Consider the following 13384-nt stretch of genomic DNA (forward strand, 5'->3'; position numbering starts at 1 on the left):
GTGACTGGGAAAAACAGAAGCTAGAAGCGAGAGGCTAGAAGCTAGAAAAACCTCGCCTGTAGAAATCTCGCTTCTCACTTCTAGATTCTAGCTTCTTGATGTTTTGGTCGATGGTCAATCGTCCATGCTCGAAGTTATTGTTACAGCTAGCTTTTCAGAGGTTCCTTCATTAATTCCATTTCGTTTCAGCCCCCTTTACATCGATAGCCCAATAGGTTAGTGGTGCGATCATCATTGGGTTTTTCTCATCCCATACACTTTAAACTGGAAAGGGGGAATTATGAAGAAAGCGTTGATGTTCATCGTCGGCTTGGCATTGGTGGCAGGAATCGCGTTTGAGGCGCAGGCATCCAGGTGTGAGTATCACCAATGGACTCCATGCAAGGACGAGATGGGGGATAGGGTGCCATCATCGAAATGCGAATACTTCCAATGGAAGTGGAATCGCTGCGTAGCCGAAAAACCAGCACCGGTCGCTGCGGCACCGAAAAAACTTTTCCTAAAGGGAATCCAGTTCGACACAGGCAGTGCGAGGATCAAACCCGCCTCTTACGAAATCTTGGAGCGCAACATGGAAGCACTGCAGAAAGCGGAACATATCACCATAGTTGGTCACACCGACGACCGCGGCAACGATGCTTCGAACATGAAGCTCTCGGAAGCACGCGCCGCCAGCGTAAAGAACTACTATGTCGAAAAGGGGATCAGCGATTCGAAGATGACTACTGAGGGACGCGGCGAAACCCAGCCGATCGCCGACAACTCGACCGAGGCAGGACGTGCGGAAAACCGCAGGATCGAAATCGACATCAGGTAACAAACTATCATCAGAATATAAAAAGGCCATCCGCATAAGGAGGGCCTTTTTTATTTTCCGGAGACACGTACCCGCTTCGCGTGAACATCTCCTCGTTGCAAGTCACCAGTCACGGTTGTTGCGGGATCCCCGATAGAACCATTCGGGGATGACAACCTTCTCGTCATTCGGGGATGACACCATGAATGTCATTCCCGCATGATTTAAGCCGCCGCTAACGCGGGGTTCCGACCGCTCACCAGTTACGAGTCAGGATCGTTTCTATCCACCGCTGGGGAGGACTCCCCCCAAGTGAGGTCTAAACTGGGGAATTATCAGCCGCACTCACCCCGCCATCATCGGACGGAGTAAAAAATAGTCAATATATTCAAATAGTTGTGCTAATAAACCGGGTGGGAATCTTGGCAACGATATTGCATCGTATACCGGCGACGGTATCGCCTAAACGGTATTCGAAAGAAGGAGCAGCCGATGAGCAACAATGTAAGCAGTAAGAGCAATCCCTTCGCAGGCCCGCTTTCAGCAAAATCCAACAGGGTCGGTGAAAACCATCAGCAGCGCCGCGACTTCATGAAACTCCAGGAAAGCCGCCCCCAGCCCTCCGCAAGGCAGGTGCTGGATAAATTCAACAGGCCGGCCCGCCGCGCCAGCGATATGGAAGACTTTCAATCCGTAGGCGATAAATATCGCAGCTCAAGAAAACCCTTTAATGATAAGCCCTATACGCCTCAAAACCTCTATAAGGTGGAAAGCGGCATCACCCCTGCCGGAAGTGTTGAAGAGAGAGAAATCACCGATGCAATGAGGCTGGAATTTCTCGACGCCATCATCTCTCGAAAGGAGCTCCAGAGTCAGGCGAGCATACGCAAACACGTGATGGCTCAGGGTAAAACCGCAGGACTCCGCCCGCAGAGGAATATGGGCTCCCCGGCAATCTCCGCAAAAAATCGCTAATACACCCTCTAACCCGTGAAAAATCAGCAGAATTTTTACTTGCCTTAAAAATGGAGCCGTGTTAGGTCGCCTCCTCAATTTTTGACAAGCAAGGAGCCAGAAGATGAAGGGAAATATTCATCCGAAATGTGAGCCGGTCAAGATCACCTGCGCCTGCGGCGCCGTAATCGACACGATATCGACGCTCGCCAAGGACTTTACGACCGAACTCTGCTCGAACTGCCATCCATTTTTCACCGGCAAACAGCGCCTCGTAGATACCACAGGTCGCGTCGAACGCTTCCAGAAGCGCTACGAAAAATTTAAGGCCACCCAGAAGAAATAGCTGCGCTTTCCGATATTATCGATGCCCATGCGTCCGCATAAGACACATGGGCATTGTTGTAAGCGGATGACCAAACGCCGAAAAACCAAACACGGAAGTAGCCATGTTCAAAAAACTTGAAGAGGTCGAAAAACGATTCGAGGATGTGACTGCAAAGCTCTCCGATCCATCCGTCATAGCCAATCAGAAAAATTTCCAGTCGCTCGCAAAGGAGCGCTCAGATATCATCGAACTGGTAGAAAATTACCGCGTGTACAAATCTTCATTGAAGGAGCTCGAGGAGAACAGGGAGATATCACAATCGGAAAGCGACCCTGAACTCAGAAAGATGGCTACCGATGAGGTGCTGCTGCTCGAATCTAAAATTGCAGGGCTGGAAGAACGCCTGAAATTGTTGCTCCTGCCGAAAGATCCCAACGACGACAGGAACATCCTCCTCGAAATCCGCGCCGGCACCGGAGGGGAAGAGGCCGCCCTTTTCGCAACCGACCTTTTCAGGATGTACCAGAGGTACGCCGAACAGAAAAACTGGCGGGTGGAAATCATGAGCGAAAGCTCCACCGGGCGCGGAGGCATCAAGGAGATCATAGCCATGATCTCCGGCGATAAGGTCTACAGCGAACTCAAGTACGAAAGCGGGGTCCACAGGGTGCAGAGAGTTCCCGAAACTGAGGCCTCCGGACGAATACATACCTCGGCCTGCACCGTAGCAGTGCTCCCTGAGGCGGAGGACGTTGATATATCGATCGATGAAAGGGATTTGCGAATAGACATATACAGGTCCTCCGGCCCGGGAGGACAGGGGGTCAACACCACCGACTCGGCAGTGCGCATAACCCACATGCCGACCGGACTCGTCGTCGCCTGTCAGGATGAAAGAAGCCAGCACAAGAACAGAGCACGCGCGATGAAAATCCTCAAAACCAGACTGTTGGACATGGAGCAGCAAAGACAGGACGATGAAAGATCGGCAACAAGAAAATCGATGATAGGCAGTGGAGATAGGTCGGAAAAAATCCGCACATACAATTTCCCGCAAAACCGCCTAAGCGACCACCGCATCGGCCTGACCCTGCACAATCTCTCAACGATCATGGAGGGAAATCTGGCAGATGTAATCACTCCCCTGAGAACGCACTACCAGGCTGAAGCGCTAAAAGGGAAAAGATAGAGATGAAAATAGCGGAGGCCATCTCAGTCGCGAATGATGAACTCGTAAAGAGCGGATCGCCGTCGGCGCGACTGGATGCCGAGGTGCTGCTTTCCCACGCGCTGAAAAAGAGCAGGCCATTCCTTTACCTGGACAGAAATCAGGAAATCGAGAATGCGCAGTACGAAAGCTTCATATCGTATATTTCGAGGAGATCGAAAGGCGAGCCGATAGCCTACATCACAGGAGAAAAAGAATTCTGGTCGCTGCCGGTCAAGGTAACCAGAGACGTCCTGATTCCGCGCCCTGAAACGGAACTGGTGGTAGAAATGGCGCTCTCCATGCTTCCGGATCGCAATGGACGTTTCCATATGTGCGACATCTGCACCGGAAGCGGCAACATCCCAATGGCGATACTGCACGAACGCCCGCAGTCCACGGCCGTGGTGAGCGACATATCATCGAAGGCCATCATGGTAGCAAAGGAAAATCTCGCCCGCGCACAAGGCCGCGTAACCTTCCTCGAGGGTGATCTACTTGGCCCTGCAAAAGAGTTCGCTCCGTTCGACCTCATAACGGCAAACCCGCCTTACATAAGCACCAGGGACGCTGCACTCATCTCAAAAGAGGTCGCGAAATTCGAGCCTCACGAGGCGCTTTTCGCCGGGGAGCTGGGTCTTGATTTCATAAAAAGAATCGTGGAGGATGCCCCCGACCTCATGAACGAAGGGGGCGCACTCATAATTGAAATCGGATTCGGCCAGGGGGAGGTGGTCCGTTCCATGCTGACTAGGAGTCGCCATCTGCATGAAATTGAGATGGTGAAGGACCTGGCAGGAATCGAAAGGGTCGCAAAGGCGGTCAAATGCAAAAACTGATAATCGAGGGAAACGGCCCTCTCAGGGGAAAAATTTCCGTAAGCGGATCGAAAAATGCGGCGCTGCCAATAATGGCCTCATCCCTTTTGGCCGACGGAGAGCATACGATATCGGGCGTCCCACAACTTCGTGATATCACTACTATGTCACGTCTGCTCGAACATATCGGATCAAAGGTTAAGGGCTCGGGAGAAATTTCGATATCCACGGGCAACATAAATCTAGGCGACGCTCCGTATGATCTGGTCAAAACCATGAGAGCCTCAGTTCTGGTAATGGGCCCCCTCGTGGGAAGAATGAGGTACGCCAAGGTCTCCCTCCCGGGAGGCTGCGCGATAGGAGCAAGACCCATCGACCAACACCTCAAGGCCCTGGAAGCCATGGGCGCAAGGATAAAACTCAGTGAAGGATACGTCGAAATCTCTGCCAAGAATCTGCATGGCACAGACTTCTCGTTCGATCTGGTCACAGTCACCGGCACTGAAAACGTAATGATGGCCGCCGTGCTCGCGAAGGGCTGCACCGTACTTCGAAACGCCGCGAGGGAACCGGAGATCGTAGATCTGGCGGCTCATCTTTCATCGATGGGAGCGGAAATCTCGGGCGCCGGAACCGACTGTATCACGATACACGGAGTTTCAGAATTAAGGCCGCATCCGCACAAGATCATCCCTGACAGGATAGAAGCCGGCACGCTTCTGATGGCGGCAGGCATCACCGCCGGAGACCTCGAGATACAAAACTTTCCCTCTTCGATGCTGGGAACTGTGGTCACAAAGCTTCGCTCCGCAGGTATGGATATAGAAATTCATAACGACACGGCGCGCGCACGCTCCGCAGCCCCAATAAAAAGCGTGGATCTCACTACCTCCCCCTACCCAGGCTTTCCAACAGATCTGCAGGCACAGTTCATGGCGATGATGTGTCTGGGCGACAATGTCAGCATAATATCCGAGACGATATTCGAAAACAGATTCATGCACGTCCCCGAACTTTCTAGAATGGGAGCCGACATAACGGTCGACGGAGGCAAGGCGATAGTTCGCGGGGTATCCAGGTTAAAAGGGGCCCCGGTAATGGCGACGGATCTCCGGGCAAGCGCCTCGCTCGTGCTGGCAGCTCTTGCGTCCGATGGGATCACTGAGATAGACAGGATCTATCACCTTGATCGCGGCTACGAACACATTGAAAAAAAGCTACGCGCGGTCGGTGCCAAGATTTCCAGGACCGAGGAATGAGCGACACAAAAGGCTTTTCATCTCTGCCGCCCTCCGTTATCATACGATCCGTTTCGAAACAGAATCACACAGAAACCCGGGGGAGATATGATTCTGATTCCGCAAATATACCTCAAAAACGGAAAAACGGTTAAACCTGAGGGCTCGACGTCGCAGGCGTTCAAGGAAGACCCATTCGAAACAGCAAAGTTCTTTCGAGAAATGGGGGCGGAGGGACTTCTCTTGATGGACTTAAACCCCACGCCCCTCGGAAAAAATCCAAACTTCGATCAGATAAAACGCATCCGCTCAGAGCTGAAAATGGCCACATATGTCAGCGGGGGATTCAAGACGGCAAAAGAAGTCGACGAGCTCGTGCACGTCGGTGCGGAGATGGTGATACTCGGCAGCACAGCTTATCAAAAACCGGATTTCCTTGAGGATCTCTGCAAACTTTTCCCCGGCAAGATTGCAACCAGGCTGGATGTGAGAGGCGGCAACGTGACCATCCCCGGCTACACGGTCTCGACCAACAAAACCGCGCTCGATTACGCCGAAGCGTTCGCGAATACGGGAGTCCGCTATATTTTCTATTCCAATCTGTCGCAGTCAGGTGCGCTTGACGACAACAGCATCAAGGGACTGGAACTTTTCTGCAAGCAGGCAAGAACGAGAGTCATCTGCACATCTGAAGTTTCAAATCTTAACGAAGTCGAGAAGATTCTGACGATCGACGCGGCAAGGCTCGAAGGGTTGGTGCTCTGCAAATCTCTGTATGATGATCGCATCGACTTCAGAGGGGCGATAGCCGTCGCCAACGACATATCGATATCGAAAGAACGCGACAGCACCCTAACCGAATTCTAGGAGGGAAAATGGCTGGCGACTGCATATTCTGCAAAATAATATCCGGGGAAATCCCTACGAAAAAGATAATCGACGACGGCGAAATCATAGCATTCAACGATATAAATCCAGCCGCTCCCACCCACATCCTGATAATACCCAAAAAACACATCCCCACAATCAACGATATACCGGAAGCAGATGCCGGCCTCATTGGAAATATGTTTATAGCGGCGAAGAGTCTCGCCAAGGAAGCGGGGATCGAAAAGAGCGGATATCGCACGATAATAAACTGTCTTTCTGACGGAGGGCAGGAGGTATTTCACCTTCACCTTCATCTTCTTGGCGGGAGAAAGATGGGAAAGATGGGATAACACATCACCCCTTCAAAAGCTTCATCGACGCCAGCACGACTCCAATAAGGGCCAATGCGAACAAACTGCTGTAGAAAAAGACCGTAAACCACTTGAACTTTCCAGGACGCGAAATATTTCCCCAATGCCACCACGGCACAAACCTGTAAGGGATATCCTCAGGTTCCGGATCCCTATCGAACATCATTCCAAAACCAAACTTCCTGCCGCGTTCACGGAGTTTCTTCGCCTTTTCCTTGAGCTGCGAATCCAGGGTCAGCCCGAGCTCTTTGGCAGCGCGCTCCTCTGCCTTGCCCCCCATAAATTTCCCGTCTGCGGCCTTCTGGACGTATTCGTATTCCTTCCTCTTCGAGGCAGCCAGGGCCAGGTACATCAGCTCCTCACCCGTCATGTCGCCGACCTCCGATCCTGAAATAGTTATGCCGGGTCTGGCCCCCCTTAGCTTTGCAAAAATCTCCGCGAGGATGGAAAATCTGACGAATTTTTCCGTTCCTCCCCCTTTCAGCCTCATATCCCCTATGAAGATTCCTTTGTCTCCCTTTCCGATAACGCCCCTCAAAAGGAAATTCTTAATCTCAGCGGCATCGATGGATTTTCTTACCGTGCGATGCATGAACTGCTCGAAGAAGGCCTTCCACTGCGCTTCAGTCTTCGTCAGAAATGTCGGTTCTCCGGCCTTTCCCTGAGATGCTATCTCGCGCCCGCCCTCGAACCTTTCAACCACCATGCGCTCAAAGGCCGAAAGGAGCTTGTCAACTCTAGAGGCGGCGGCCCTGTTTTCAAGTCCGCCGCGCGATGCGTCCCTCAAAGAGTCGACCCTAGAAGCGCTATCCTTACCCTTCAAGAGATCCTTGCCTTCTTTTACCTCGTTTTTTTCCTCGTTCTTCCTGCTCCTTATAACCTCTTCAGCAGCCTTGGCTTCGTTTCCCTTAGCGGATTCGGCCTCCTTGTCGCGTTTATCCACCACCACTTGACCGTTGCTCAAACGAAACTGCTGGTATGCCTGAGCTCCTTTCAGGGTCTGCACGATCCTTTGAAAGAATGGAAGCGCCTGTCTCACCTGGAATGCGTTGGCCCGCAGCGCCTGCGCAAGCTCCAGCTCCGCACGCTCGATCTGTTCCCTGGGCGCGCCCTGCTCGACGAGCTTTACCCAACTCTCTATCCTTTGCTGGGTATCGATATCAGCCCTGTTCGAACCGCCCTTACCGCCCCCTATAGTTTCGCCAGCTGGGAACACAAGACCTCCAATCCGTGCAGATCATTATATTGGCATGATCATAAAATCTCAACCTGATTAGAGAGATAATCCTTCATCCGGAACGTATAAGGCACATTGGCAGGTTTTAAAACCGGCTATTCTTGACACCGCAGCGGTCGAAACGTAAAAATGCGCATAAAATGTCATTCGATCTGGAAAAGCTCGCAGATGAGGGGTCAAAAAGCTCTGGCACCTGCATAGAAGGTTTTCGAGGCTCCTCAAAGGGGCTTTTTCTCGCTGAGCTGGCGAAGAAAAATCCAAACTCCCAGATATTGGCGATCACCCGATCCGACGAATCGGCCCTGACTCTAGCCGATGACTGCAAATTCTTCATGCGAATTTCGGAAAAGAGCCGCGTGAGGATCTACCCTTCCAGCGAAATCACTCCATATTCTAGAATATCCCCCGAACCGGAGCTCTGGGCCGAAAGAATAGCCGTTCAAAGTTCGCTGCTATCGAAGGAACCCGCGATAGTGATCGCTTCCTCGGATGCAATAATTCGCCGGATCCCGCCAAAGAGCTTCATCGAACGAGGAAGCTTCCTGATAGAGAATGGAAAGCCTCTGAACTTCGATGCTCTGCTGAAATATCTTTCCGACTTCGGATACGACGATGTGGGGCTGGTCGAAGAGATGGGATGTTTTGCAAAGAGAGGCGGCATAATTGACGTATGGTCCCCGACTTTGAATGAGCCGCTCAGGATCGAACTCGATTCCGACATAGTGATATCGATCAGACCGTTTAACCCGGCCAGCCAGCGTTCCAAAGGAAGCTCAGAAACATTAAAATTCGCAGAACTTCTTCCAGTCAGCGAGATCCCGTTCGATGAAAAATCCAGGAGCCTTGCCGCGCACAGGGTGCGCGACCGCTCCGACACGCCCCTGACACCCGGAGAAAAACGCGCACTCATAGAGTCCATCCACGAAGGAATAGCGTTTTCAGGAATAGAAAATCTCACCCCTCTCTTTCACAAGGAGACCGCCACCGTATTCGATTATCTTGCTGCAGACGCGAAGGTGGTGATCTTCGACAGCGGAGAGGTTGAATCCTCCATCGAAGCTTTTTCAAAAAACGTATCCGAGCTGTATCATGAAAGCCTGAGTTCAGAAAGGATAGTCGCCCCGGAAGAAATCCTCATCAACTCGGAAGATTTTTTCAAAAACGCCTGGCGTTTTTCATCGATTTTCACCGGATCTTTCGAAGAAGGAGTCGGAGAGGAGGCACCTCTCATCGCAGCCATCGAAGGAAACGCCGATATAAGGCCTATGATAGCCGGGCACAAGTCGGGGCAGTATATGCTCTCCCCTCTCGTCGCCCTGATACGCGACTGGCAAAAAAAAGGTTGGCAGGTCGTGCTCAATTGCCATACCGCCATACAGGCGCAGCGCCTCGGCGATCTTTTTCACACGCACGGCGTGGAGATGGTAAATTTCGAATCCAGCTTCGACACCCTGAAAGATGTGGAAACATCCTTTGTGAAAATTATGATCGGACGCCTTTCATCGGGTTTCCGATGGCCTGACGAAAAGATAGCGATAGTGACCGACGAGGAAATTTTCGGTGAAAAAATTTCGAAAAAACCCCACACGGCTAGAGCCAGCGAGCCCTTTACATCCTTTGCCGAAATAGCCGACGGTGATCTCATAGTCCACGAACAGCACGGCATAGGAAGATATCGTGGTTTGGTCAACCTGACGATAGAGGAAAAGCGCGGCGATTACATGCTGCTCGAATATCTCGGCTCCGACAAACTCTATCTTCCGGTTTACAGGCTGAACCTCGTTGGCAAATACATAGGCTCAGGAAGCGACGCTCCGATGCTCGACAAGCTCGGCGGCATAAGATGGAGCAATGTGCAGGCCAAGGCCCGCCGCGAAGTGGGGCTGATAGCGCGCGAATTGCTCAAGACCTACGCCGAAAGAAAACTCCGACCGGGATTTTCCTTTCCTGAAGGTGGGTCCGACTTCAACGAATTCTGCGCCGCATTTCCATACGATGAAACTCCAGATCAGACCAAAACCATCGAAGATGTCATGCGCGATATGGGAGAAAATAAACCATCCGACCGCCTGATATGCGGAGATGTTGGGTACGGAAAAACAGAGGTGGCGATGAGGGCAGCATATCGCGCTATAGCCGCCGACAAACAGGTTGCCATACTCGTTCCGACGACAGTTTTAGCGCTCCAGCATTATGAAAATTTCCTGAAGCGCTTCGCCGGCACTCCAGCCTCAATAGGGATGCTCTCCCGCTTTCGCAGCAAAACGGATATCAAAAATACGCTGGAAAAACTAAAAACCGGTGCGATCGACATAGCGATAGGAACGCACAGGATCCTACAGGATGACGTTCGTTTCAAGAACCTAGGTCTCCTCATAATCGACGAGGAACACAGATTTGGCGTGAAGCATAAAGAAAGAATCAAACAGATGAAATCCACGGTCGATGTCTTTTCCATGACGGCCACCCCGATTCCCAGGACGCTCAACATGTCGCTCATGGGAATCCGCGACATAAGCGTGATCAATACTCCGCCGGTGGACAGACAGGCGGTAGCAACTTACGTCACCCGCTTCGACGAGGCAGTGATTCGTCAGGCTATACTGAAAGAGCTTGCACGCGGCGGACAGATCTTTTTCGTGCATAACAGAGTTGAAACAATCGGATCGATGTTCGACAGGCTGAAAGGAATCATCCCGGAGGCTAAGATACTGCTCGGGCATGGCAAGATGCGCGAAGGAGCTCTCGAAAAGGTGATGATAGATTTTTTGGGAAAACGCGCCGACGTGCTTTTGTGCACGACGATAATCGAATCAGGTCTCGACATCCCGAACGCGAACACCATAATAGTGGACAGGGCCGACACCTTCGGCCTGGCCCAATTGTACCAGCTCCGTGGCAGAGTCGGGCGTTCAAATATCAAAGCGTTCGCCTATCTCCTGACGCCTGACTCGAAGGAGATCACCCCCATAGCAAAAAAAAGGCTCTCCGTACTCAAACGATTCACCGAACTCGGCAGCGGATTTCAGATAGCGATGCACGACCTGGAGTTCAGGGGGGCCGGCAACATCCTCGGCAGCGCGCAGTCCGGCCATATAAACGCGATCGGATACGAGCTCTATGTAAAACTTCTCGACAGAACGGTAAGAAAACTCAAGGGTGCGGCCGTCGAGGAAGAGATCAACCCGGAGCTAAACCTCAAGGTAAGCGCATTCCTCCCGGAGGACTACGTGCCGGACACCTCCGCCAGAGTAGAACTCTACAGGCGACTTGCCAGCCGCGAAGAAACCGCGGATCTCGAAGCCATGGCCGGGGAAATTTCCGACCGCTTCGGCACCCTGCCGAAGGAAGCGATCAATCTTCTCTCCATGATGGAAATAAAGATCATGGCCACCAAGCTCAAGATACGCCAGATCAATTTCGACGGAACCCAGTTTTCCTGCCAGTTCGACCAATCCACCCCCATTGACATAGAAAAGTTGCTGAAGGAACTGTCATCCGGCAAGGTCGGCTACAGGATCTACCCCCCGGACAAGCTTTTGATCGTAGCAGGTAACGTAGAGGGAGATGAAGAGGTGCTTTCGGCCGCGAAAAACTCCTTGAGCGCTCTATTTTCCTATGTTAGCCACTAGCCCCATGCGCACAAAATCGATCTTGCCTGTCGTAATACTCATCCTGGCCGCCGCACTTGGATGCTCCGAAAAACCGGCCGAAAAAATCGTCGCCACGGTGGGATCGATGACTATCGGAGAATCGCGCCTGCGCGAGGAGATAGCATTCGAAGGCTCCAAATACGATCCCGAAATGATCTCGACCAAGGTGAATTTCGAACAACTGAAGGCTCAGGCATTGGAGAAGCTGATTCAAGAGGCCATGCTCTTAAATGAGGCGATAAAACTCGACATATCGGCAACATCCGATGAACTGAAAAAAGAGGAATCCTTGCAAAGGGGTTCACTCACAGATGACGAGATAAGTGAAGCCCTCAAGGAAAAAGGTCTGAACATAGATCGTTGGAGGGAGATACAGAAAAAAAGGATAATCATGACTAAGCTGATCCAGAGCGAAGTTCTGGACAAGGTCCCCGTCTTGGACGCCGATATCGAGAGTTACTACAACGATAATATACATCAGTTCAGCCTACCGACGCATTTTCATGCCAAACAGATCATCGTCGATAGCCGCGAACTCGCGGAGGAGATATTGGCGAAGCTTAAGAAGGGGGGGGATTTCGCTGAGCTGGCGAAAAAACACTCCTTAAGCCCCGATGGAAAGAACGGCGGCGACCTCGGGTTCTTCAACGCCCAGAGCTATCCACCGGTATTTTCCGAAATATGCCACAAGCTGAAGCCCGGGGAGATAAGCGACGTAGTGGAAACCGACTATGGATACCAGATATTCCAACTGATCGATTCGCGCCCGGCAAGGCAGGAGAGCCTCTCTGAAGCCAAGCCCTACATAAAGAACCTGCTCGCGGAAGAAAAATCCGCCGACATATTCAAAAAGTGGTTTGACGATTTGAGAGCCAAGACGGAGATATCTGTGAACGAAAAAGCACTTGCGGAGGTACTTCTTGAAGAGAAAAAATAAATTCGCGTGCGCGCTGATCCTAGTGACGCTTTTTGCCGCAGCATCAGCCTCGGCAGGAATGGAATCCGGAAAAAGCACCGGCGGCAAACGCATCAGCGGAATAGCAGCCATAGTCAACGACAACATCGTAACCGAGACCGAGGTAGAAAAGGCGATCAGGATGTTGAAGGGCCCAGCCCTGGTAGGCGATTCTGACGCCAGGCGAGATGTCATAAACAGACTCGTCGACGACATGCTCTTCGATCAGCTCGTCTCCGCCGCGAAGATAGAGATCTCCGACGACGATCTCGCGCGCGCCATCGCAGGCATCCTGCAGGAAAACAGAATCTCGCTCGACCAACTCAGAAATGAACTCGCTGGAAAGGGGATGACTTACGACGATTACAAAGCTAGCATCTCCAAGGAGATCAGGAGGGTCAAGTACGTAAACCAGGTGATAGGACCACAGGTCAAGATAACCGACCAGGACCTCCGCGACTACTACCAGAAAAATCAGGAGCAGTTCCGCGGAACGCACAGCGCGCATATCGCTGAGATAGTTCTGCCGCTGGATGAAATCACCTCACAGGCGGAATTCAATTCCCTGCGCGATCTTGCGCTTTCAATATCGTCGAAAGGCAAAAAAGGAGGGGCCTTCGAACAGCTCGCCCAAAAGCATTCCAAGGGGCCCAATCCGGAAAAAGGCGGAGACCTGGGAATGATCGATCTTTCAACTCTTCCTGCGGAAGTCTCTTCGACGGTCAGGAGGATGAAGATAGGTGACGTGTCGAGCCCAATACTGTCGGGCAACGCCATAGTCGTAGTGAAACTCATCTCGCTGCCTGAAATTTCCGCCGCGGATTTCGACAGGCTGCGCGACAAGATCTACGAAGCGCTCTACGATGCAAAGATAGACGAGACGATGGCAAGCTATCTCGCAAAGGAGAGGCAGAAGGCATTCATCGAAATCAGATGATTTCTTCCGCCATTCGCACA

Annotated in this window: 12 protein-coding genes; 11 read left to right on the forward strand and 1 reads right to left on the reverse strand. The window is 51.9% G+C overall.

Annotation, left to right across the window (positions count from 1 at the left end):
- Positions 1–280 precede the first annotated feature (280 nt).
- The 8 genes from GX659_00225 (at position 281) to GX659_00260 (ending at position 6561) form a co-directional block, all read left to right on the forward strand.
- The gene (locus GX659_00225; GenBank protein ID NLD27218.1) at positions 281–817 is read left to right on the forward strand and encodes an OmpA family protein; all 537 of its coding nucleotides are present in this window, start codon (positions 281–283) and stop codon (positions 815–817) included.
- A gap of 471 nt (positions 818–1288) precedes the next feature.
- A complete protein-coding gene (locus GX659_00230) occupies positions 1289–1771 on the forward strand; it encodes a hypothetical protein (GenBank protein ID NLD27219.1) in 483 nt (160 codons plus the stop codon).
- Between the two features lie 103 nt (positions 1772–1874).
- A complete protein-coding gene (rpmE, locus tag GX659_00235; GenBank protein ID NLD27220.1) occupies positions 1875–2096 on the forward strand; it encodes a 50S ribosomal protein L31 in 222 nt (73 codons plus the stop codon).
- Between the two features lie 103 nt (positions 2097–2199).
- Positions 2200–3267 (forward strand): peptide chain release factor 1, encoded by a 1068-nt coding sequence (gene prfA / locus GX659_00240; GenBank protein NLD27221.1) that lies wholly within the window; start codon positions 2200–2202, stop codon positions 3265–3267.
- 2 nt (positions 3268–3269) lie between these two features.
- Complete coding sequence (prmC, locus tag GX659_00245; GenBank protein NLD27222.1) at positions 3270–4124, forward strand: peptide chain release factor N(5)-glutamine methyltransferase; 855 nt, start codon at positions 3270–3272, stop codon at positions 4122–4124.
- Positions 4112–5362, forward strand: coding sequence for a UDP-N-acetylglucosamine 1-carboxyvinyltransferase (gene murA, locus GX659_00250; protein ID NLD27223.1), 1251 nt, complete (start codon positions 4112–4114; stop codon positions 5360–5362). Before prmC ends, murA begins: the two co-directional genes overlap by 13 nt.
- A gap of 87 nt (positions 5363–5449) precedes the next feature.
- Positions 5450–6208 (forward strand): hypothetical protein, encoded by a 759-nt coding sequence (locus GX659_00255; protein ID NLD27224.1) that lies wholly within the window; start codon positions 5450–5452, stop codon positions 6206–6208.
- A gap of 8 nt (positions 6209–6216) precedes the next feature.
- The gene (locus GX659_00260; GenBank protein ID NLD27225.1) at positions 6217–6561 is read left to right on the forward strand and encodes a histidine triad nucleotide-binding protein; all 345 of its coding nucleotides are present in this window, start codon (positions 6217–6219) and stop codon (positions 6559–6561) included.
- 4 nt (positions 6562–6565) lie between these two features.
- Here the strand turns inward: GX659_00260 and GX659_00265 are convergent, their stop codons facing one another.
- Entirely contained in the window at positions 6566–7798 is a 1233-nt protein-coding gene (locus GX659_00265; protein ID NLD27226.1) for a hypothetical protein, read from the reverse strand.
- Between the two features lie 161 nt (positions 7799–7959).
- Here GX659_00265 and mfd point away from each other — a divergent pair, with 161 nt between their 5' ends.
- From mfd to GX659_00280, 3 genes are read left to right on the forward strand one after another with little or no spacing between them, the layout of a single operon-like run.
- Positions 7960–11451: a transcription-repair coupling factor gene (gene mfd, locus GX659_00270; protein NLD27227.1), complete on the forward strand. Its 3492-nt coding sequence runs from the start codon at positions 7960–7962 to the stop codon at positions 11449–11451.
- 4 nt (positions 11452–11455) lie between these two features.
- Positions 11456–12409 (forward strand): hypothetical protein, encoded by a 954-nt coding sequence (locus GX659_00275; GenBank protein NLD27228.1) that lies wholly within the window; start codon positions 11456–11458, stop codon positions 12407–12409.
- Positions 12393–13364: a hypothetical protein gene (locus tag GX659_00280; GenBank protein ID NLD27229.1), complete on the forward strand. Its 972-nt coding sequence runs from the start codon at positions 12393–12395 to the stop codon at positions 13362–13364. The genes GX659_00275 and GX659_00280 overlap by 17 nt, the downstream gene beginning before the upstream one ends.
- Positions 13365–13384 lie beyond the last annotated feature (20 nt).

The sequence above is a fragment of the Myxococcales bacterium genome (assembly GCA_012513515.1).
In the GTDB taxonomy this organism is placed as follows: domain Bacteria; phylum UBA10199; class UBA10199; order 2-02-FULL-44-16; family JAAZCA01; genus JAAZCA01.